The sequence below is a fragment of the Novosphingobium anseongense genome, assembly GCF_037482895.1.
Lineage (GTDB): Bacteria > Pseudomonadota > Alphaproteobacteria > Sphingomonadales > Sphingomonadaceae > Novosphingobium > Novosphingobium anseongense.
In genome coordinates this window covers 281397-301869 of sequence record NZ_JBBHJZ010000002.1, presented here as the reverse complement: position 1 = coordinate 301869, position 20473 = coordinate 281397, and the positions used below count along the sequence as shown (strand labels likewise).

The following is a 20473-nucleotide window of genomic DNA, read 5'->3' as shown; positions in this document are numbered from 1 at the left end:
TCAGGCGGCCGGAGCCGAGGCGGGCTTCTCGTCGTGGCCGAGAACGGCCTCGGTGATCGAGAAGGGCAGCGGTTCGGGCCGTTCGATCGAAGAGACGATCGGCACGATGATGAGGAAGTGCGCGAAGTAGTAGAACGCCGCGATCTGGCTCAGCATCACGTAGGGCTCTGCAGCCGCCGCACCACCGAGGTAGAACAGCGCGGCCATTGCCGGGATCAAGCCGAACCAGAAGAACTTCCGATAGAGCGGGCGGTAGTTGCCCGAGCGCACCGGCGACTTGTCGAGCCAGGGCAGGAAGAACCAGACCAGGATCGCACCGAACATCGCGAGCACGCCCATCAGCTTGGCCGGCACGATGAAGAAGTCGAAGGTGAAGGCGCGCAGGATCGCGTAGAACGGCCAGAAGTACCATTCGGGCACGATGTGCGCCGGGGTGCTCATCGGGTTCGCCGGGATGTAGTTGTCCGGGTGGCCGAGCATGTTCGGCGCGAAGAACACCAGCGCGGTGTAGAGGAACAGGAACGCGCCGAGCGTCCAGCCATCCTTCGCGATGAAGAAGGGATAGAACGGCACGGTGTCGCTCTCGCTCTTCACTTCGACGCCGGTCGGGTTCGACGAACCCGGGATGTGCAGCGCCCAGATGTGCAGCACGACCACGCCGACGATCACGAAGGGCAGCAGGTAGTGCAGCGAGAAGAAGCGGTTCAGCGCGGCGTTGTCGGGGGCGAAACCGCCGAGCAGCCACTGCTGGATCGGCTCACCCACGAGCGGGATCGCGCCGAACAGACCGGTGATGACCTTGGCACCCCAGAAGCTCATCTGGCCCCAGGGAAGCACGTAGCCCATGAAGGCCGTGGCCATCATAAGCAGGAAGATCACGACGCCGAGCAGCCAGACCATCTCGCGCGGGGCCTTGTACGAACCGTAGTAGAAGCCGCGGAAGATGTGGATGTAGATCACGATGAAGAACGCCGAGGCGCCGTTGGCGTGCGCATAGCGCAGCATCCAGCCCCAGTTGACGTCGCGCATGATGTGCTCGACCGAATCGAAGGCGACGCCGGCATTGGCCGCATAGTGCATCGCCAGGATGATGCCCGTGACGATCTGCAGCGCGAGGCAGGTCAGCGCCATGAAACCGAAGTTCCACCAGTAGTTCAGGTTGCGCGGAACGGGATAGCCCGAACCGACGGCATTATAGACGAGGCGGGGCACCGGCAGGCGTTCGTCCATCCACTTGGTGAACGGATGCTGCGGGTTGTACGTCTTGGCCCAGGGAAAGCTCATGGTTTGTCCTCAGCGTGTCTGTGGTCTGGCCGACCTGGGGCCTCAACCGATCTTGACGACGGTGTCGGAAGTGAATTCGTATGCCGGAACCTCGAGGTTCTTGGGCGCGGGGCCCTTACGGATACGTGCGGCGGTGTCGTAGTGCGAACCGTGACAGGGGCAGAAATAGCCGCCGAACTCGCCCTTCACCTCACCCTCGCCGGCGCCGAGCGGCACGCAACCGAGGTGGGTGCAGACACCCATGGTGATCAGCCAGTTTTCCTTGCCGGGCTTGGTGCGCTCGGCCAGCGACTGCGGATCGCGCAGCGACGAGACGGAGACCTTGTCGGCCTCGGCCACTTCGTGCGGCGTCAGATTGCGCAGGAACACCGGCTGCTTGCGGAAGATGCCCTTGATCGCCTGACCCGGCTTGATCTGCGAAAGATCGACCTCGACCGAGCTTTCGGCCAGAACGTCTGCCGAAGGAGCCATCTGGCTGATCAGCGGGATCAGCGTGAGCGCTCCGCCCACGCCAGCCGCGCTGACTGCAGCAATGTTGATGAAATCGCGCCGCCGCACCCCATCTCCGGCAATAAGTTCCGGAGTGTCAGTGCCCGCATCATGTGCCATGGTTGACCTTGCCTTGCTTGATGCCCGCAACCAGAAAGAGGTGCGGACCTATTCGCCCAGTGCTACGCGAAGTAGCCCCCTGACGCCGGATTCTGCACGGTTTTACCCATGCCGGACCCCGGCTTGGCGCGCTGATAGACGCGAAAATCCACCGTGCCAACAGCCTTTTTGGCGATTTAACCGCGCCCGGCGGCGGGGTTAACCTAGCCTTCGGACAGGCCGATCAAGGCCATCTGCCGTCCATAGGCAGGCTCGCTGCGATGTGTCGCGCGGCGGAACGAATAGAACCGGTCGGCCTGAGCATAGGTATCGAGCGCCAAGTCCTCGACTTGGGCGATCCCCGCGGCGGCCAAGCGCGCGGCGACATAGGCAGGCAGATCGAACTGCCAATGGTCGGGCTTTCCCGCGGCGAAGAACCGTGCATTTGCCGAATCGGCATCGAGAAAACGCGTGCGAAAGCCTTCGTCGATTTCGTAGCTGGCCTGGGTGATCGTCGGGCCGATCGCAGCGACGATCGCCTCGCGTCGCGCACCGAGCGTCAGCATGGCCGCGACCGTATTGTCGGTAACCCCGCCGATCGCGCCCTTCCAGCCGGCATGGGCCGCGCCGATCACGCCGGCCTCGCGATCGGCGAAGAGCACCGGCGTGCAGTCGGCCGTGACGATTCCCAGCAGGAGGCCCGGGCGGTTCGTTGCCAGAGCGTCGGCCTGCGGGCGCTCGGCGTCGCTCCAGGGCGCGGTGACGGTCACGCAGGCGGGCGAATGGATCTGATAGCAGGAAACGATCGGCGCGCCGGGCAACACTGCCTCGGCGCCGCGCGCGCGGTTCTCCGCCACGGCCTGGTCATCGTCGCCCGAGCCGAGGCCCATGTTGAGCCCCGCGACCAGCCCCGTCGAGACACCGCCGCGCCGCCCGAGGAACCCATGGGGTGTTCCGGCGAGGACGTCGGCGCGGTTGACTTCGATGGGTTCAGCCAAGGCTCTTGGTCACCTGCTCGAGCGTGTCGCGCGAGAGCTTGGGCGCCTTGGCCACGCGCTCGAGCTCGGCGCGCATCAGGGCCGAGCGCTTGGGCTCGATGCGCCGCCAGCGGCCGAGCGGGGCGACGAAACGCGCGGCGGTCTGCGCGTTGATCGGGTCGAGCGCGAGGATCAGGTCGGCGATCGTGCGATAGCCTTCGCCGTTCTCCCCTTCCTGATTCAGCGCGTGGAACGCCTTGGGATTGACCGCGCAGGACATGTAGAGCGCGCGCACGCGGTTGGGGTTGGTCAAGGTGAAGTCGGGACTGTCGGCCAGGGCGCGGACGTGTTCGAGCACCTTGGGGTGCAGCGAGCCCGCCTGGAGCGAGAACCACTTGTCGATTACCAGGGCATTGCCGTCGTAGCGCTGGCGGAAGTCGGCGAGCGCGTCGTCGCGAGCCGGCGTGTCGAGCCCGCAGAGCACCATCAGCGCGCCCTGGCGGTCGGTCATGTTGTCGGCGGCGGCGTACTGTGCCGCCGCGCGGCTTGCGGCTTCCTCGGGGGCGCCGGCGGCAAGATAGACCAGGGCCTGCGTTTTGAGCTTGCGCGCGCCGCGCGCATCGGCACCGCGGCCATAGGGGAGGGCGGAGACGCGATCGTGCAGCGCGGTCAGCCGGTCCTTCAATTCGCGGCCGAGCCAGGCCTTGAGCCCTTCGCGCTCGGCGTGAATCGCGCCGGGATCGGCAACCTTGAGCTGTTCGGAGAGATAGGCCTCGGAGGGCAGGATCATCAGTTCGCCGCGCATCAGATCGTCGAGCGCGGAGTCGTCGATCACTGCCGCCAGGGCGCGACCGATCGCGTCCCGGCCGGCCTGGCGTTCGGCGTCGCAGAGAATGCCACCGCCGACCGCGGCGACGAGGTGCTGGACGATCAGGCTCTGCATCGCCTCGTAGCGCGCGAAAGGGTCGTCGTCGTTGGCCGCGAGGAACACGAGGTCGGCGGTCGGCACGTCGCTGGTGATCGCCACGGGCGCGGTGAAGCCGCGGTTGATCGAGAGCACGGGGATGCGCGTGAAGCCCGAGAAGGCAAAGCTCGCCTGCTCCGCGTCGAGCACGATCAGCTCCTCGCCGCGGTGCTGGCCGGTGTCGCGGTCGAACAGCGCGAGGCGCAGAGGGATCGGCATCGGCTGCTTGACCGGCTGGCCCGGCGTTGCCGGCACGACCTGTGACAGGTGCAAGGTGGCGACATCACCCTCGTGATCCAGCCGCACCTTGACCTGCGGCGTCCCCGCCTGGCTGTACCATTGGCGGAATTGCCTGAGATCGAGCCCGGCACCATCCTCGATCGCCACGACGAAGTCCTCGCAGGTCGCCGCCTCGCCGTCGTGACGCGCGAAATAGAGATCGGTGCCTTTGCGGAAGGCCTCGACCCCGGCCATCGAGCGCATCATGCGGATCACCTCGGCACCCTTGTTGTAGACGGTCGAGGTGTAGAAGTTCGAGATCTCCTGGTAGGAATCGGGCCGGATCGGGTGTGCGAGCGGCCCCGAATCCTCGGGGAACTGCGCCGATCGCAGCACGCGTACGTCCTCGATGCGCTTGACCGCCGCAGAGCCCATGTCGGCGCTGAACATCTGGTCGCGCAGGACCGTAAAACCTTCCTTGAGGCTTAGTTGGAACCAGTCGCGGCAGGTGATGCGGTTGCCCGACCAGTTGTGGAAGTATTCGTGGCCGATCACGCCCTCGACCGCGTCGTAGTCGGCATCGGTCGCGGTCTGGGGGTCGGCGAGCACGTAGCGCGTGTTGAAGACGTTGAGCCCCTTGTTCTCCATCGCCCCCATGTTGAAGTCGGAAACGGCGACGACGTTGAACAGATCGAGGTCGTATTCGCGGCCGAAAGCCTCCTCGTCCCACTTCATCGAGGCGATCAGCGAATCCATTGCGTGCTGTGTGCGATCCTCGTCGCCCGGGCGGACCCAGATGTTGAGATCGACCTTGCGGCCGCCAGCCGTGGTGAAGCTGTCGTGGTTGGCGATCAGCTCGCCCGCGACGAGCGCGAAGAGATAGCAGGGCTTGGGCCAGGGATCGTGCCACTCGGCCCAATGGGTACCGTCGGCATTCTCGCCCTGGGCCGTGCAGTTGCCGTTCGACAGCAGAACGGGGAAGCGCGCCTTGTCGCCGGCCATCCGCACCGAATAGGTGCTGAGCACGTCCGGGCGGTCGGGGAAGAAGGTGATGCGACGGAAGCCTTCGGCCTCGCACTGGGTGCAGAGCATGCCGTTCGAGGCATAGAGCCCCATGAGCTGGCTGTTGCCGGCCGGGTTGATCACGGTTTCGATCTCGACCGTGTGGTTCTGCCCGGTCAGTTCGATCAGCAGGTCCTGCCCGTCCATTCGCCAGTCGTTCGCGGCCTGGCCGTCGACCGTCACCGTGCGCGCGGCAAGACCATCACCATTGAGCCGCAGGGTCTGGCCGCCCGAGCCCTCGGGATTCTGCCGGACCACGAGCGTGGCCGTGACCTTGGTCGAATCGAGGTCGAGCGCGAAATCGAGCGCGATCTCGGGCACCAGCCACTCGGGCGGCTGGTATTCCTCGCGCCGGATCACCGCGGGGGCCTGCGGCGGCACGGCGGCGTCCGCCGTCTCGGGGTTCTCGATCGGGGTCGACGGTCTGCTGGCGATATCCATGCAAACTATCTAGCGCGCGTGCTTCCGATTGCCAGCGGCTGCGCTATCAATCGTCGTCATGAAACGCCTGTTTATTTTCGGTCTCGGCTATTCGGCCGGGGTGATCGCCCAGAAGCTGCGCGCGCAGGGCTGGATGGTCGAGGGGACCGGCGGCGGCAACCTGCGCTTCGACGACGAGGCGCGCGTGCGCGAAGGCCTGGCGGCGGCGAGCCATGTCCTGTCGTCGGTGCCGCCGGCCGAGGGCATCGATCCGGTGCTGACGCGCTATGGCGATGCGCTTGGGCACGGCTGGCTCGGCTACTTGTCCTCGACGGGCGTTTACGGCGATACCGGTGGCGCCTGGGTCGACGAGACCGCGCCGATCGGCGGCGGCCGTCGCTCTGCCCGCGCCGAGGCCGATGCGGAATGGCTCGAACGCGGCGCGCGCGTGTTCCGCCTGCCGGGAATCTACGGGCCCGCGCGATCTGCGCTCGACCGCGTGCGGGCGGGCAAGGCGCATCGCGTGGATCTGCCCGGCCAAGTGTTCAGCCGCGTCCACGTCGAAGACATCGCAAGCGGGGTGATCGCCGCGCTGGAAGCTCCGGCGGGGGCCTACAATCTTGGCGACGACTTGCCCTGCAGCCAGAATACGGTGATCGAGGAGGCTAGCCGCCTGCTCGGCCTCGCGCCGCCGCCGCTGCTGTCGCTCGACGAAGCCGGCCTCTCGCCCGCCGCGCGCGGTTTTTATGCCGAGAACCGCCGCGTCGCGAACGGCAAGGCCAAGCGCGAGCTCGGCTGGCGGCCGCTTTATCCGACCTATCGCGAAGGGCTGCGGTCGCTCGTCTAGAGCGCGGCGATCGCTTCGGCCAGCGCCTGGCAATGCTCGCGCTGACTGTCCCACGCGGTGACGAAGCGCGCACCGTCAGCGCCCTGGTCGTAGAAGGCAAAGCCCTGCTCGCGCAGCTTTGCACGCTCCTGCGTGCTCATGCGCAGGAACAGTTGGTTGCCCTCGACGGGTTCGAGCAGGCGGTCGGCGGCACCGTGCGAGACGATCGCCGCCGCCTCGTTCGCCGCCATGGCATTCTCGAGCCACAGCTTGCCCTCGAGCATCGCCAGGATCTGCGCGGCGAGGAAGCGACCCTTCGACTGCAGGTGTCCGGCGCGCTTGCGGCGATAGCCGGCGATCTCGGCCAGGCCCTCGTCGAAGAAGACGATCGCCTCGGCGCTCATGCCGCCGTTCTTGATGCAGCCAAAGCTCAGCGCGTGGACTCCGGCGTTGCAGCTCACCGCCGCGGGCTCGCAGCCGAGGAAGGCCACGGCATTGGCGAAGCGCGCGCCGTCCATGTGCAGCCAGAGCCGCCGGCCTTGCGCCATCAGGCCGATTTCGGTGACCTCGGCGGGGGTATAGACGCGGCCGAGTTCGGTCGCCTGGGTGATCGACACCGCCGCCGGCTGCACCCAGTGGACGCCGCGCTTGATCGGATCGATGACCGCGGCGATCCCCGCGGGCGTCAGCTTGGCGCCGTCCCCTTCGGCGAGCAGCAGTTTGGCGCCGTGGGTGAAAAAGCCCGGTGCGCCGCCCTCGTCGCGCTCGATATGCGCGAGCCTGTGGCAGACGGCGGCGGCCTGCGGCGGCACCATGGTTGAGAGGGCCAGGCAGTTGGCGGCCGTGCCGCTGGCCACCCACAGCACCCAGCAGGGCCGGCCGAAAACTTCGGCGAAAGCCGCGTCGAGCCGGGCCGAGAGCGCGTCGCCGTCATAGGGTGCGTCGGGCGCATCGGCGGCGAGGAGCGCGGCCCAGACCTGCGGATGGACCGCGGCGGCATTGTCGGACATGAACTGCATGACCATATGCCTTGCGGCGGGGAGCGGTTCCGTCAAGCGTCAGGAGTCAGTCCATGGAAGGTCTCACCATCACCCGGCACGATCACGCCACCGGCGGCGAATACCGCGCGCACGTGCCCGGCACGGAGACGGTGGGCCGGCTGACATGGGTCGACGCCAAGGGCGTCAAGGTGGCCGACCACACGCTGGTTCCGCCCGAGATCGGCAACCGCGGCATTGCCGCGAAACTGGTCGAGCGAATGATCGAAGACGCCAGGACCGAAGGCTTCAAGATCAATCCGCTGTGCAGCTACGTCGCGGTCGCCTTCAAGCGTCACCCCGAATGGGCGGACGTGCACGCCTGAGGATTTCTGCCCCTTCGTTTTGTGGGGCGATCTGCTGAGCAAATGGTCAGTTTCTGACTGCGTCGGTAGGGGCCGACGGGGGAAAATTGACTCATCCAGCAAAGGCCCGGGACGCGGTCGCAAATCGCGAGACTTGGCGATCCAATCATCTATGCACCCGCTTGCCCGGCATCATGCCGATGGGAAGTCGGGCGATCGCGCTGCCGCAAAGATGCGGAGTTTCCGGCTGACAAGCCGGCGCACGGCGACAGAGCGAAGCCGTCGGCCATAGGGAGGGGACACATGAGAAAAGCAGCACTCTTGGCGGCCGTTGCGGCACCGGCGATCGGAATCTGGGCCACGCCCGCCTTCGCGCAGGAGACCGAGGAACCCAAGACCTCTTCGGCCTACGTCGCCAATGGCGACATCATCGTCACCGCGCGCAAGCGCCAGGAATCGATCCTCAAGGTGCCGGTCATCGAAACGGTGCTGACTCCCGAAGTCCTGGCCGATCGCCAGGTCACCAATATTACCGGTCTGACCCAGCAGGTCGCCGGCCTGCAGATCGGCAACAACGTCTTGTCGGTCGGCGCGCAGATCTCGCTGCGCGGCGTCGGCACGAGCTCGCTCGATGCGGGCGTCGACCAGTCGGTCTCGCTCAATATCGACGGTCTCCAGCTGACCCAGGGCGCGAGCTATGCCGTCGGCATGTTCGACATGCAGCAGGTCGAAGTGCTCAAGGGCCCGCAGGCGCTGTTCTTCGGCAAGAACAGCCCCGGCGGCGTGATCTCGATCCGCACCGCCGATCCCGGCGACGAGCTCGAGGTGATCGCCCGCGCAACCTATGGCTTCGAAGCGCGCGAGAAGCGTGGCGAGCTGATCTATTCGGGTCCGCTCAGCGACACCGTCGGCATCCGCATCGCCGGCATGTATTCGGACGACGACGGCTACTTCTTCAACAAGGCGACGGCCGCGCCGGGCACCGGCGCCAAGACGCCGAGCAGCAACCGCTACAATGCCACCGAGGAATATATCCTGCGCGGCACCTTGGTGTGGAAGCCCGATGCCGACGTCAACGTCCGGCTCAAGGTCAACAACACCAAGAAACGCGTCATCGGCGGCGGCGCGCCGATGGGTTCGTGCCCCGACGGCAACGGCGCCCCCGCGGGCATTCCCTTCATCAACCCGGCCGACGACTGCAAGATCGATCGCAACGTCTACATTGTCGACGTCCTGCCTTCGGCCTTCCCCGAAGCGCGCAACGGCGGCACGCCGTTCCAGCAGTACGTGACGAGCTTCGGCACGCTCGAGATTGGCTACAACGTCGCCCCGCAGATCAGCCTGACCTCGACCACGGGCTACTACAACACGCGCTTCGATGGCCTGCTCAATGGGGTCAATTCGGGCTTCGCCGGCCCGACCCTGATCGCCGACAACCGCTTCAAGCGCCGTGACTGGACCCAGGAACTGCGCCTCGAATCGGATTTCTCGACGCCGCTCAACTTCCTGCTCGGCGGCTATTACCAGAACGCGCGCGTCTCGAACCGCATCTGGGTCGGTGGCAACACCGCCTACGGCTTCCCGGGCACGCTGACCTCGGGCATCAACGACGTGAAGATCGAGGCCTGGTCGCTGTTCGGTCAGCTCCGCTGGAAGCCGGTCGACGTGATCGAGATCGCCGGCGGCGTCCGCTACGCCGACGAGCGGCGTCATGACGATGCCGCGAGCGCGACGAGCTATTTCTCGGCGTTGACCCCGATCACGATCGCCAACCCGACCCTGCGCGCCAAGAACTGGTCACCCGAGCTGACGATCACCTATACCCCGACCGACGATCTCACCGTCTTCGGGGCGCTCAAGCAGGGCTACAAGTCGGGCTCGTTCATCATGACCGTGCCGGCGACCCCGGGCGGCGACAACTCGTTCGGCGACGAGCGCGTGCGGGGCGGCGAAGTCGGTATCAAGGCGCGTCTGGCCGATCGCGCGCTGAGCATCGAAAGCGCGTTCTATTACTACAAGTACGACAACCTCCAGGTCGGCGCCAACGAAGTGGCGCAGGGCGGCCTGCCGGTGATCCGCACGATCAATGCGGGCAAGTCGACCGTCTACGGCGTCGATTTCGAGGCGACCTACCGTCCGCCGTCGCTCGAGGGCCTCAGCGCCCGCCTCGCGGTCAACTGGAACCACGCGCGCTTCACCGAGTTTGCCAATGCACCCTGCGCCGGCGGCCAGACCATCGCCGAGGGTTGCAACCGCGTGCTGAACCCGACCACCGGCCGGTTCCAGGCACAGGACCTCGCTGGTCTGCCGCTGCCCAAGGCTGCGGACTGGACCGCCAACGGCGGGCTCGACTACGACGCCACCGTGGGCGGCGGCCTCCAGCTCGGGCTGGGCGTCAATGTCCAGTATTCGTCGAAGTTCCTGAAGAATCTCGGTCGCCGCGCCGACTTCTTCCAGCCGAGCTTCGCCAAGCTCAACGCCAATGTCAGCCTCGCGTCGGAGAACGATTCGTGGGAGCTGGCGCTGATCGGCAACAACCTGACCAACAAATACACTGCGGGCAATTGCACCCAGTTCAGCGGTGCCACCGGCCAGGTGCTCGCGCCGCCGCTCAGCGGTGCGCCGGGCCGCAACGCCTCGGGCGTCGACGAACTCGCCTGTATCGCCGATCCGGGCCGCCAGGTGTTCCTGCGCCTGACCTTGCGTCCGACCGCGTTCTGACGATCGTGGGGATTCCGGGTTCGCCCGGGATCCCATGCGAAAACGCCGTCCTCGCTGGCGCGGGGGCGGCGTTTTCGTTTTGCGGACCAGAATTCAAGCCGAGGCCTGCATCCTCAGGGCCGCGGGTACTTGGCGCGGATGCGATCGAAGGCCGTTCCCGGCCCTTCGGCCAGCCGTGCCTCGATCATTGCGGCTACCGCTTCGGGGCCGTGGATGCTGGTGTCGACGGTCAGATCGGCCTCGTCGTTGGCATAGACCGATTCGTAGAACCATGGCCGCAGCCGCGTCAGCCGATCGACGATCTTGCGCGCAGCGTCCTCGCCGAGCAGGTCAACCGGAATCTTCTTGTCCATCTGCCGCTCGGCCACGCGCTTCTCGAGGACTTCGAATGGCGGCTTGAGCGTGACGAGCAGCACGGGCAGGCCCTCGAGCCGCCAGGCGCAGTCGGCGAGCACGGGCGTCTGCGTCATCAGCAGGTGATCGAACACGATGTTGCAGCCGACGCGCGACGCGGCGGCGAGCCACTCGTGCAAGGTCGCGAAGGCCTGGACACCCTTGGGGCCGAGCACCCATTTGAGCGGCCCATCGGGATTGGCCGGATCGGCCGGTTCGGCGTGGATACCCTCGCGCGACTTGGGACCGTGGTGCCCGTATTGCGCGGGCTGGCTGCCGGCGAGGAAGTGATCGATGCCGTAGAGCAGCCAGTAGTCGTCCGAGCGCTTCTGCAGCAGTTCGGCCGTGGTCGACTTGCCCGACCCCGACGTGCCGTTGATGACGACGATCTGTCCGGGAGCCGGGCTGGGTGCGGTGTCGGCCATGATCACTCTCCCAGCTTGATCTCGCCGCGCGCGAGCTGGCGGAACGGCTCGGCGGGCGAGAATTCCTGGTTGTCGCCCCAGTGCTTGACCCCGTTCCAGTCCCATTCGGCCAGCGACCAGACCACGCTGTGATCGGTATAGCCGGTGAAGATCAGGCCGGGGTCAACCGTACCCGTGGCGGTCATCGACCGGCCCAGCGTGTCGGTGCCCGTGAAGGCCACCTTCGACGGGCCGAATTCGCCGAATTCGAGCACCGATCTCTGGCCCGAGACGAGGCTGGCCATCTCGCCGTCCTGCATGATGTAGCCGCCGATGCACTTCGCCTCGCGGCCGTAGAGCCCTTCGCTGGTCATGCAGAGCGCGTGGAACGAGCTGTTTTCCGAGATGCCCCAGAAATAGCCGCCGGTCGCCAGCGATTCGTATTCGCGCGCGCCGTAGGACGTGTCGCGCATCGAGAAGCAGTCGATCGCGAAATCTTCGCCGTGGCGGCGCACTGTGCCCGTCATCCGGCCGGGCTGCTCGATGTGGAACTTGGCGGTCGACTGCTGGCCGGGATCGCCGGTCTTGAGCTCGTGGCAGGGGCCGATCGCCTCCCACACGAGGTCCATCTCGAAGCCTTCCTTGTCATAGTCGATCTTGTAGCGCTTGAGCGGCTCGAGCATCTTGACCTTGAGCGAATTGCGCGCCTGCATGTCGAACTTCTGCGCGCCCGCAGGCATGCCCTGGAGGTGCGCCCAGTTATAGTAGAGCGCGTTCCACTGGTAGGTGCCCGAGGCGTCCCACATGCAGGGACCGCCGTTGAGCATGCCCATGTTCGGGCGGAAGTAGTACTGCAGCATCCCGTGAATCCGCCGCTCGGGGATCGAGAACGAGAACCAGACGCTCTCGTTCCAGTAGGGATTGTCGTCGCGGCCTTCGCCGAAATAGTCGGCGAAGCTGAGGTCGGCGGTCATGCGGGTTCGTGTCCTTCGGGCCAGGTGATGTCGAGCGAGAGGCGGGTCAGGGTCAGCGTGGCGATGCGCCAGGCGCCGTCCTCGCGGCGGTAGGTTTCGTGGTAGTGCCCGCGGCCGAGGATCGATTTCCAGCCGGTGCGCGGATGGCGGTCCTCCCAGGAGATGACGTCCTGCATCGCCCAGATCGCGCTGACGGTTCCGTCGGCATGAATCTCGACTTCGCCGGCTAGCCCCTGGTGGACCGAGACCGCATGCTCGAGCGAGTGGCGCAGGGCCTTGGCATAGGTGTCGCCGCCCTCGGCGTAGACCTTTCCCTCGGGGGTCAGGACCTTGAGATCGTGAGTGAACACCAGGCGCAGTTCGTCCCACTGCTTGGTGTCCATCAGCCGGAAATAGCGCGCCTTGAGACTGCGGATCGCCTCGATCGCTTCCAGCCGCTCCAGCCTATCCATGTCGCTCTCCTCGGCGGCGAGGGAAGGCGAAGCGCGGCATCAAGGCAATGACCGGCGCGGCAATCGGGATTGCAGGGGCTTTGCTTATGCGAAGCCGTTTTCCAGGAAATCGGCCGCAAGCCCCGCGAGGAACGCGGCGCCCTGCGGCATGACGCTCTCGTCGAGCATCATCTTGGTCGAGTGGATGCCGCAGCATCGGGTCCAGTCCTCGCCGGCGTGGCTGACGCCGAGGAAGAACATCGCGCCGGGCACCTTGTCGAGCACATAGGCGAAGTCCTCGGCGCCCATGATCGGATCGTCGAGCCGCAGGAAGCTCTGGGTGCCGAACATCTGCCGGCTCAGGTCCTCCCCGAACGCGACCGCGCGCGGATCGCAGATCGTGACGGGGAAGCCCTCGGTGATCGTCACCTCGGCGGTCAGTCCGTGCGCGCCCGCGATCCCCGCCGCGAGCAGCCGCACCGAGTCGGCCAGAGCCGCGCGGTTCTCGCGGCTCAGGCTGCGCATCGTCCCGCGCAGCGATACGCGGTCGGGAATCACGTTGTGCGCGGTGCCAGCCTCCATCTTGGTGATCGTCACCACCACCGGGTCGTGCGCGTTGAACCGGCGCGTCACCATCGTCTGCAGCGCGAGCACGAGCTCGGCCGCGACGGGCACGGGATCGAGCGTCTGGTGCGGCATCGAGGCATGGCCGCCGTGTCCTTCGATCACCACGTCGAGCTGGTCGGCGGCGGCGAGCAGCGGGCCCGAGCGCCCGGCGATCAGCCCGTGCGGCGCGGTCGGCATGACGTGGAGCGCGAAGGCCGCGTCGGGGAGCGGGTCCAGCAACCCGTCCTCGAGCATGAAGCGCGCGCCGTGATAGCCTTCCTCGCCCGGCTGGAACATGAAGCGGATCTCTCCCGCGAGCGTGTCGCGCCGCGCGCAGAGCAGCTCGGCCGCGCCGGCCAGCATCGCGGTGTGCGCGTCGTGGCCGCAAGCGTGCATCGTGCCCGGAATCGTCGAGGCGAAGGCGAGTCCGGTCTCCTCGGGCATGGCCAGCGCGTCCATGTCACCGCGCAAGAGCACCGAGCGGCCCGGCTTGGCGCCTTTCAGCGTGGCGACGAGCCCGGTGGTCGAAGGTCCCTCGCGCCATTCGAGCGGCAGGTGGGCGAGCGCAGCGCGGACCTTGTCGCGCGTCTTGGGCGTGTGCAGGCCCAGTTCGGGCTCGGCGTGGATCGCCCGGCGCAGCTCGGTGATGCGGGGCGCGAGTTCGCCGGCTCCGGCGATCAGGTCTTGCAGTGTCATCGGGCGCTCCGGCTGTCGGGCCGTGCATGATAGCCTTGCGCGAAGCCCTGTCGAGCCGGAGGCTTAGGCGCCGATCTCGGCGGCAATGCGGCGGGCGGCGGCATTGTGCATCTTGACCGAGATCACGAGCAAGACGTTCAACACGACCGCCTGGTAGAGGAAGTACCAGATCGGACTACCCGCCAGCATCGAGGCGCCGAGCACCAGCGCGCGCGGGTTGGGGCCGAGGAACTTGCACATCAGCAGCAGCGGCGGTGCTTCGGCGCGGACGGCGGCGCGGATCAATTCTGCCCGCGCGGGATCGCCCTTCGCCGCCTCGACCGCGGCATCGATGCGCAAGGCGTGCGGCGTCATGCCCGAGGCGAGTTCCAGGTAGGCGGCGACGATCGCGCCGAGCCCTCCCTTGCCCGTGGCGTCCTGGCCCTTGGCCGTATTGCGCAGCCAGGGCGTGCCGTAGACCCACCATTGGTATTGGCGGCGCTGGACCTCGACGTGGTTGGACTGGACGATATGGCTGAGCCCCGCGGGCACCATGAACAGCCAGGCGGTCCAGCCCATCTGCTGGTCGAGCAGCCAGCCGAGCACGAAGTAGAGGACGATGTGGCTCAGATAGTCGCAGAGCCCGTCGACGAGTTCACCCGTCGGGCTGCTCTTGCCGGTGATCCGCGCGAGATCGCCGTCGGCACCGTCGACCACGTGCCAGGTCATGTGCAGCACCAGGCCGAGCAGCGCGGGCCCGGGCCAGCCCGGCTGGGCATAGGCCACGGCCGCGCCGATCACGCAGAGCGCACCGATCACCGAGACCATGTTGGGCGTCAGCGGCGTATGTGCGAGGCGCTTGGCTAGCTGCCAGGCCAGCGGATGATAGAGATAGTGGTTGAGCGGATCCTGCAGCTCGCGGGCGCGCACGGGGCGGCTGACCTTGCCTTCGGCGCCCATTCCGGAGCCTGTCCCAGAGCCTGTCTTGGTCACGCGAGGAACTCCCGGTGGGGGCTGCGGCGGACCCGCACCGCGCGGACCCGGCCGCTCCCTAGAGAGCGACGCGCGCGAAGGCAACCGGCGCGGCAGAGCGGGAGCAGACGTTTCGCAGTGGACGTGGCTGGGGCGAGCACCTAAATTGCCTGCAAGTTTTACGCATCTTCGGTTTCCGCCATAGCAATGTCCGTTCCTTCCTCCGCGGTCTCGCCGGACTTCTCGGTCGCGATCCCGACATCTCCGTTTCTTCGCCAGCGCATGGGCGGTCTGACCGGCATTGGTCGTTCGGTGATTCTCGCCGATCTCGTCGGCGCGCGGACGATCTACGTGGTTTCGTCGCGCGCCGAACCGACCGACTGGCTGCGCAGCTTCGCGCTGCGCGAACGCCCGCTGCCCGAAGTCGTCTTCGTCGCCGATGTCGGCGAGATTCCGGAAGCCTCCCAGGCGCGGCTGGTCACGGTCCCGGCCGATCGCCTGCCGACCGCGCAGGGCCTGCGCCGGCTGGTCGCGGATCCCGCGGCCGCGCTCGATGCGCCCGGCGATGGTTTCGGACCGGGCTCGCCCGATGCCGTGACCTGGCAAATGCTGCAGGCCTCGATGAAGCCGAGCGAGGGCTGGTTCGGTCGCCATCTCAACCGGCCTATCTCGTTCCGCACGGCCGCCTGGCTGATGAAGCGGGACGTCTCGCCCAATGCCGTCACTTGGTTCACTTTCGCGATCGCCGTGGTGATGACGATCCTGCTCGCGCATGGTGGCCTCTGGTGGCTGGCGCTCGGCGGCCTGCTCTACCAGGTGGTGTCGGTGGTCGATTGCGTCGACGGCGATATCGCCCGCGTTAGCCATCAGACCAGCCGCTCTGGCGCCGTGCTCGACACGGGATTCGACATGCTGGCCAATCTCGGCTTCGTGGGCGGGCTCGCCGTGGGCCTCGTGCGGACCTACGGCATGGGCCAGCTCCAGGTCGCCGGCGCGATGGTCGTCATCGCCGCGCTGTGCATGAGCCTGATGGCGCTGCTGGTGCGGCTCGGCCCTCGCCGCGGCAGCTTCGACGTGCTGCGACAGGCGCTGGCCTTGCGCCTCTCGCATACGCCGCGCCTTGCCGCGGTCGTGCTCACTGCCGAGAAGCTGTTCAAGCGCGATTTCTACGCCCTGTTCGCCGCCTGTCTCTGCCTCGCCGGCGTCCCCTGGCTCGTGCCGCAGCTCGCGCTCGGCGGCATCTGCATCTGGCTCGCGGCGATCCTTTGGTGCGCGCCGGTCATCGTGGCCGACAAGGGCGGCGACCTCCTGCCCGCGCATCTGAAGGCCTGAACGCCGCTGGCGCCATTTGCGTCGACTCTTAACGCAGGTTCTTGACGGTGTGACCGTGCTTCGTCATCGCGCTGCACGATGCGTGTAAAGTCCAAGTCATAACGATGAGGGGTGTCATTCTCGCTGCCGGGCGCGGCAGCCGACTGGGCGAGGCGACCGCGTCGCTGCCCAAGCCTTTGCTCGTGGTCGGCGGGCGCGCCTGCATCGACTTCGCGGTCGAGGCGCTGCTGAGCGTCGTCTCCGAAGTGATCGTCGTCACCGGCTATCAGGCCGATCAGGTCGAGGGCCATCTCCGGCAGCGTTGGCGCGACAGTCCGATCCGCACCGTGCGGAACCTCGATCTCGAGGCTGGCAATCTCACCTCGCTGCGCGCCGCGCGTGCCTCGCTGGGGCGGGATCCCTTCGTCGTCACCAACGCCGATCACCTGTTCCCGGCTGCGATGTACACGCGTCATTTTCAGCCTGGCGCCGACGTGACGATCGCCTGCGAGCGTGACCGGACGATCCTCGACGACGAGATGAAGGTCCTTGCCTCGGGCGAGCGCCTGACCGACATCGCCAAGACGCTGACGCAGTACGATGGCGCCTATATCGGTACCACCGCGGTCGGGGCAGACATGACCACGCGCTACTGGGGGGCCTTCGATGCGGTCGCGGCCGAAGCCGACGTCCGCACGGCTTCGGTCGAGATGGTGCTGGCGCGGCTGGCCCGCGATACCGCGACGGCGCCGCGGCTGCAGTGGATCGAAGGCCTGCGCTGGTACGAGGTCGATACCCAGGAGGACCTCGACCTCGCCCGCGAAGGGCTGGGGGCATGACCGTCGCCCTGCTCGTCTTCGACCTCGACGGCACGCTGGTGCCGACGATGGAGGACTATGCCGACCAGGCGGCGAGCTTGATGGAGGCCCATCTCGCCACGCCCTGGCACGACGCTCGGCGCGACTATTTCCGGACCTCGGGGCTGCCGTTCCAGAAGCAGCTGCGCCAGCTCTATCCCGACCGCGACGATACCGACTCCGTGGCCGAGCGATTCGAGCAATGGAAGGACGGCTATCTGCGCGCGATTGCCTTGCCGGCTCCGGTAGAGCGGCTGTTCGGCGAATGGCGCGATCGCGGCTTCCGCATCGCGATCTCGTCGAATAACATGCAGGCCTACGTCGATCGGCTGGCGCAGGACTGGCCGGTGGACTTCGCGCTCGGCTTCCGGCCCGAGGACGGCTTCGCCAAGGGCGAGGATCATTTCCGCACGCTCGAAGCGCGCTTCGGTTTCGGTCGCGAGCGGATGGTCTTCACCGGCGATTCGCCCAACGATGCGCGGATCGCGCGCGACACCGGGGTGGCCTTTCGCGCGCTGCTCACCACGGCGTTCCGGCCCGAGGACTTTCGCGCGGTCGATCCCGCGATCGTCCTGCTCGATGGGCTCGACCAGCTTGTCGCGACGCTTCCGATCGGTTAACGGCGCGCGCCGGCGCAGTCGGGCGATTCGCAGCGGCTGGCAAATCCGCCACACGAGGGTTGGATAATGGCGGGTTGTCCCCATCATGCCCAACCATCCGACTTGACCGCGTGCAAACTTCTTGCTTTTGCCGCGTGATTTCACAATGACGTGCGAATAGGGCGCCAAAGCGTCTTTCGAAAGGGATCGAAATCTGATGAAGCCAATCAAGGTCGCCGTGATCGGCGTGGGCAACTGCGCCAGTTCGCTGGTGCAAGGGGTTGCTCACTACCGCTCCAACAATTCCTCGCAGGGCCTGATCCATGACCGGATCGGTGGCTACGGCGCCGGTGACGTCGACTTTGTGCTGGGTGTCGACGTTGACGCACGCAAGGTCGGCAAGGACATTGCCGAAGCCATCTTCGCGGCTCCCAACAACACGGCCGTGTTCCACGCCGACGTGCCCGCCACGGGCGCGAAGGTGATCATGGGCCGCGTCTCGGACGGCGTCGCCCCGCACATGACCGACATGGGCGAGCGCGGCTTCATCGTCGCCGACGAAGCCGAAGCCACCAAGGAATCGATCGTCGCCGCCATCAAGGCGTCGGGCGCTGAAGTCCTGGTGAACTTCCTGCCCGTCGGTTCGCAGGAAGCGACCGAGTTCTACATGGAATGCGCGCTCGAAGCGGGCGTCGGTGTGGTCAACTGCATGCCGGTGTTCATCGCCAGCCGCCCCGAGTGGGAAGCCCGCTTCCGCGAGAAGCGCCTGCCGATCGTCGGCGACGACATCAAGGCGCAGGTCGGTGCGACGATCGTCCACCGCGTGCTCTCCAGCCTCTTCGCCGCCCGCGGCGTCCAGGTCGAGCGCACCTACCAGCTCAACACCGGCGGCAACACCGACTTCATGAACATGCTCGACCGTCAGCGTCTGGGCAGCAAGAAGGAATCGAAGACCGAGGCGGTTCAGGCCATGCTGGCGGAGCGTCTGGCCGACGAGAACATCCACGTCGGTCCGTCGGACTACGTTCCCTGGCAGAAGGACAACAAGCTGTGCTTCCTGCGCCTCGAAGGCAATCAGTGGGGCAACGTGCCGATGAACCTCGAGCTGCGTCTCTCGGTGGAGGACAGCCCGAACTCGGCCGCTTGCGTCATGGACGCGATTCGCTGCGCCAAGGTTGCGCTCGAGCGCGGTGAGGGCGGCGCCCTGATCGGTCCGTCGGCCTACTTCTGCAAGCATCCGCCGCAGCAGTTCAACGACGACGTCGCCGCGCAGATGGTCGAAGAGTACATCGCTGACACGGCGCTCGCCGCCGAGTAAGCGCAGCGATCTGCACATTGACGGCGCCGGTCAGCTCGTTCTGACCGGCGCCGTTGTCATATTACCGGATGGGACGATGCCGAAAGGGACGATGGAAGCGCTGATCATCGCCGCGGGATACGGCAGCCGCTTGCGGGACATCTCCGAATCGAAGCCGCTGACCCCGGTCGCGGGCGTGCCGCTGATCGAACTCGGCGTGCGCCAGGCCGCCGCCGCGGGGGCGACGCGCGTCGTCGTGGTCACCGGCCATGCGGCCGAGCGCGTCGAGGCGGCGCTGCCGGGCCTAGCCGAACTGGCCGGCATTCCGGTCGTCGCGGAGCGCGTCGAGGACTGGTCGAAGCCCAACGGCTTCTCGGTCATGGCCGGCGCGGCACGGATCGACGGCGACTATCTGCTGATGATGGCGGATCACATTTTTTCGGCCGGGATACTCAAGGATCTGGCGCGTGCCGGCTCGGACGAGCGCGGCGTGACCCTGGCGGTCGACCGCCGCGTTACCAGCCCGCTGATCGACCCCGACGATGCGACCTGGGTCTCCACCGACGATTGCGGCCGCATCCGCGCGATCGGCAAGACGATTCTCGAATACGATGCGGTCGATTGCGGCGCCTTCCTGGCGACGCCCGAACTGGCCAAAGCGATCGCCGCGGCCGTTGCCGCGGGCAAGGCCGGCAGCCTGTCCGACGGCATGCAGCGGCTCGCCGACGCGGGTCGCGCAGGCACGATGGACATTGGCGAGGCCTGGTGGCTCGACGTCGACGATCCGCGCGCCCACGCGCTGGCCGAGGCGGAGGCCCCGGCCGAGCTCAAGGAAATCTACGGCTAACACCTGATCCTCCCCGTGTCGGGGAGGGATCTATCCGCTTACGGATACTTCATCTGGACGCGCGTGGTCAGGCCCGAGCGCGGGATGTTGAGGCGGACCGAGCGGAATGACGGCAGGCCGGCAAGCGTCGGCGGGTTGTTCGAGAAGCCGAAGCCCTCGGCCGGGAAGCCGATTCCGGTGCGATCGAACGAACGGTTGCCGTTCTCGTCGTGATAGAGCGCCAGCGCATAGACGCCGGGTTTCGGCACGAAGATGCACATGCGCGTGGTGCCGGCTTCCGCGTTGACGCGGCCGACGTAGAGCGAGCCGTGGCGAACCAGGAACTTGCTGGGCTTGTCTTCGTACAGTGTAACCGCAAGCAGTCCGCTGCCGCTGCGCAGGCCCTGCGCGACGACGTTGATCCAGGTCGAGCTGGGTGTGCCGGTGCAGCCCGGAGGCGGCGCGGCGGCCGGCTGGGCGGCAACGGGGCTCGCGGACAGGGTCAGTGCGGCGGCGCAGGCGAGCGCGGCGGCGCTCAGACGTCTGGGCAAGGTCATGGGCTAGTCGGTCCTGACAATGAATCGGGTATGGCGGGGGCGGCTTTCTCAGCAACAATGTGTTGCTTTCAAGGCGAAGAGGCCAGCGCGAGGGAGCCTGCGCCCCCTTCGAACAGGCTCCATATGCGATTCGGGCGCTGAATACAGACTGAATTTGCGCAACCCCCA

The 20473-nt window shown here is 66.9% G+C and carries 19 protein-coding genes; 8 read left to right on the top strand and 11 right to left on the bottom strand.

Going from position 1 to position 20473, the window contains the following annotated elements; translation table 11 throughout:
• The 4 genes from WG901_RS10085 to pepN form a co-directional block, all read right to left on the bottom strand.
• Positions 1 to 1284: a cytochrome b gene (locus tag WG901_RS10085; protein ID WP_339586939.1), complete on the bottom strand. Its 1284-nt coding sequence runs from the start codon at positions 1282 to 1284 to the stop codon at positions 1 to 3.
• 42 nt (positions 1285 to 1326) lie between these two features.
• Positions 1327 to 1893, bottom strand: a complete 567-nt coding sequence (gene petA, locus WG901_RS10080) for a ubiquinol-cytochrome c reductase iron-sulfur subunit (protein ID WP_339586938.1) — start codon at positions 1891 to 1893, stop codon at positions 1327 to 1329.
• A gap of 203 nt (positions 1894 to 2096) precedes the next feature.
• The gene (gene pgeF, locus WG901_RS10075; RefSeq protein ID WP_339586937.1) at positions 2097 to 2870 is read right to left on the bottom strand and encodes a peptidoglycan editing factor PgeF; all 774 of its coding nucleotides are present in this window, start codon (positions 2868 to 2870) and stop codon (positions 2097 to 2099) included.
• Complete coding sequence (gene pepN, locus WG901_RS10070; protein ID WP_339586936.1) at positions 2863 to 5535, bottom strand: aminopeptidase N; 2673 nt, start codon at positions 5533 to 5535, stop codon at positions 2863 to 2865. The genes pgeF and pepN overlap by 8 nt, the downstream gene beginning before the upstream one ends.
• Before the next feature lie 58 nt (positions 5536 to 5593).
• Here pepN and WG901_RS10065 point away from each other — a divergent pair, with 58 nt between their 5' ends.
• On the top strand, positions 5594 to 6361 hold the full coding sequence (locus WG901_RS10065; protein WP_339586935.1) for a Rossmann-fold NAD(P)-binding domain-containing protein: 768 nt from the start codon (positions 5594 to 5596) through the stop codon (positions 6359 to 6361).
• Here WG901_RS10065 and WG901_RS10060 read toward each other — a convergent pair.
• Positions 6358 to 7359, bottom strand: a complete 1002-nt coding sequence (locus WG901_RS10060; RefSeq protein ID WP_339586934.1) for a threonine aldolase family protein — start codon at positions 7357 to 7359, stop codon at positions 6358 to 6360. The two genes, WG901_RS10065 and WG901_RS10060, sit on opposite strands and share 4 nt — an antisense overlap.
• A gap of 53 nt (positions 7360 to 7412) precedes the next feature.
• On the opposite strand from WG901_RS10060, the gene WG901_RS10055 reads away from it, so the two are divergent.
• Entirely contained in the window at positions 7413 to 7703 is a 291-nt protein-coding gene (locus tag WG901_RS10055) for a GNAT family N-acetyltransferase (protein ID WP_339586933.1), read from the top strand.
• A 282-nt stretch (positions 7704 to 7985) separates the two neighbouring features.
• The gene (locus tag WG901_RS10050) at positions 7986 to 10403 is read left to right on the top strand and encodes a TonB-dependent receptor (RefSeq protein WP_339586932.1); all 2418 of its coding nucleotides are present in this window, start codon (positions 7986 to 7988) and stop codon (positions 10401 to 10403) included.
• Positions 10404 to 10516: 113 nt separating this feature from the next.
• On the opposite strand, the gene WG901_RS10045 is transcribed toward WG901_RS10050, so the two are convergent.
• The 5 genes from WG901_RS10045 to WG901_RS10025 all read right to left on the bottom strand — a co-directional run bounded on the left by WG901_RS10045 (position 10517) and on the right by WG901_RS10025 (position 14879).
• Entirely contained in the window at positions 10517 to 11221 is a 705-nt protein-coding gene (locus WG901_RS10045; protein WP_339586931.1) for a phosphotransferase-like protein, read from the bottom strand.
• 2 nt (positions 11222 to 11223) lie between these two features.
• A complete protein-coding gene (locus WG901_RS10040; RefSeq protein ID WP_339586930.1) occupies positions 11224 to 12174 on the bottom strand; it encodes a DUF7065 domain-containing protein in 951 nt (316 codons plus the stop codon).
• A complete protein-coding gene (locus tag WG901_RS10035) occupies positions 12171 to 12626 on the bottom strand; it encodes a nuclear transport factor 2 family protein (RefSeq protein ID WP_339586929.1) in 456 nt (151 codons plus the stop codon). Before WG901_RS10035 ends, WG901_RS10040 begins: the two co-directional genes overlap by 4 nt.
• Before the next feature lie 84 nt (positions 12627 to 12710).
• The gene (locus WG901_RS10030) at positions 12711 to 13907 is read right to left on the bottom strand and encodes a M20 metallopeptidase family protein (protein ID WP_339586928.1); all 1197 of its coding nucleotides are present in this window, start codon (positions 13905 to 13907) and stop codon (positions 12711 to 12713) included.
• A gap of 63 nt (positions 13908 to 13970) precedes the next feature.
• The gene (locus WG901_RS10025; protein ID WP_339586927.1) at positions 13971 to 14879 is read right to left on the bottom strand and encodes a CDP-alcohol phosphatidyltransferase family protein; all 909 of its coding nucleotides are present in this window, start codon (positions 14877 to 14879) and stop codon (positions 13971 to 13973) included.
• 186 nt (positions 14880 to 15065) lie between these two features.
• On the opposite strand from WG901_RS10025, the gene WG901_RS10020 reads away from it, so the two are divergent.
• The 5 genes from WG901_RS10020 (at position 15066) to WG901_RS10000 (ending at position 19769) form a co-directional block, all read left to right on the top strand.
• Positions 15066 to 16190 (top strand): CDP-alcohol phosphatidyltransferase family protein, encoded by a 1125-nt coding sequence (locus WG901_RS10020; protein WP_339586926.1) that lies wholly within the window; start codon positions 15066 to 15068, stop codon positions 16188 to 16190.
• A gap of 104 nt (positions 16191 to 16294) precedes the next feature.
• Entirely contained in the window at positions 16295 to 17008 is a 714-nt protein-coding gene (locus WG901_RS10015; protein WP_339586925.1) for a phosphocholine cytidylyltransferase family protein, read from the top strand.
• Entirely contained in the window at positions 17005 to 17646 is a 642-nt protein-coding gene (locus WG901_RS10010) for an HAD family hydrolase (protein WP_339586924.1), read from the top strand. Before WG901_RS10015 ends, WG901_RS10010 begins: the two co-directional genes overlap by 4 nt.
• A gap of 196 nt (positions 17647 to 17842) precedes the next feature.
• Positions 17843 to 18943 carry an inositol-3-phosphate synthase gene (locus WG901_RS10005; RefSeq protein ID WP_339586923.1) on the top strand — a complete coding sequence of 367 codons (1101 nt, stop codon included), beginning with the start codon at positions 17843 to 17845 and terminating at the stop codon, positions 18941 to 18943.
• Between the two features lie 76 nt (positions 18944 to 19019).
• On the top strand, positions 19020 to 19769 hold the full coding sequence (locus WG901_RS10000) for a phosphocholine cytidylyltransferase family protein (RefSeq protein ID WP_339586922.1): 750 nt from the start codon (positions 19020 to 19022) through the stop codon (positions 19767 to 19769).
• 38 nt (positions 19770 to 19807) lie between these two features.
• Here WG901_RS10000 and WG901_RS09995 read toward each other — a convergent pair whose 3' ends face one another.
• A complete protein-coding gene (locus tag WG901_RS09995; protein WP_339586921.1) occupies positions 19808 to 20305 on the bottom strand; it encodes a DUF2141 domain-containing protein in 498 nt (165 codons plus the stop codon).
• Between the last annotated feature and the right edge of the window lie 168 nt (positions 20306 to 20473).